1 protein-coding gene is annotated in these 820 nt (G+C 60.9%); it reads left to right on the top strand.

What is annotated here, in order from left to right; translation table 11 throughout:
* The first annotated feature begins 190 nt into the window (after positions 1-190).
* Entirely contained in the window at positions 191-634 is a 444-nt protein-coding gene (locus JF66_RS19250) for a VOC family protein (protein WP_035880494.1), read from the top strand.
* The last annotated feature ends 186 nt before the right edge of the window (positions 635-820 follow it).

Here is an 820-nt window from a genome sequence, read left to right as displayed (position 1 = left end):
TCCTTGCCGAGCGAAGAAGGCGTGCCACCCTTTACATCCAGCCGTTTGCGGTTCCCCTCTGACACGTCCTTGGGGTGTTGGGTCGTGGCGTGGATCTGCTGTGGATCTGTCGCGGTGGCCGTCCGGCTTGCGGGCAGTAGTATGGCCGCGCCACTGGAGCTATTCAATCCACCTTGATAGCTTTCAACACATGGCCATCAAACTCGACAACGTCGGCATCGCCGTTCGCGACATCGAAGCGACGATCTCCTTCTTCACTGACCTCGGTCTCACCGTCCTCGGCCGCGATACCGTCAGCGGCGAGTGGGCCGACACCGCCGTCGGCCTCGACGGCAACCACGCCAAGATCGCGGTACTCCAGACGCCGGACGGCCACGGCCGCCTCGAGTTCTTCGAGTACATCCACCCAGACGCGATCGAGACCGAACCCACCCTTCCGAACGAGATCGGTATGCACCGCGTCGCCTTCTCCGTCGACGACATCGACGACGCCCTGGCGATCGCAGCGAAACACGGCTATTTCCCGCTTCGTGGCGTGGCCACCTACGAGGACGTCTACAAACTCACCTACCTGCGCGGCCCCAGCGGAATCATCGTGATGTTCGCCCAGGAACTCAAGCCAGCAGCATCGTGAGCAGGGCTGCTCGACTTTCTAGAGCGGGCAACGCGCGAAACTGGTTGCCCATAGGTCGGCTGATGCTTTCTCTGAAATGGAGCTCACAATGAACACCCAGTCAAGCCCACTCGACATCACGTTCACTGCAGTTCTTGGCAAAGTCCGTGAAGGGGACACCTGGACCTGTGTGCAACTGCCCAACTC

It is taken from the genome of Cryobacterium sp. MLB-32, assembly GCF_000738085.1.
GTDB lineage: Bacteria > Actinomycetota > Actinomycetes > Actinomycetales > Microbacteriaceae > Cryobacterium.
The sequence above is the reverse complement of the archived record's forward strand: the minus strand, read 5'-3'. Positions and strand labels throughout refer to the sequence as shown.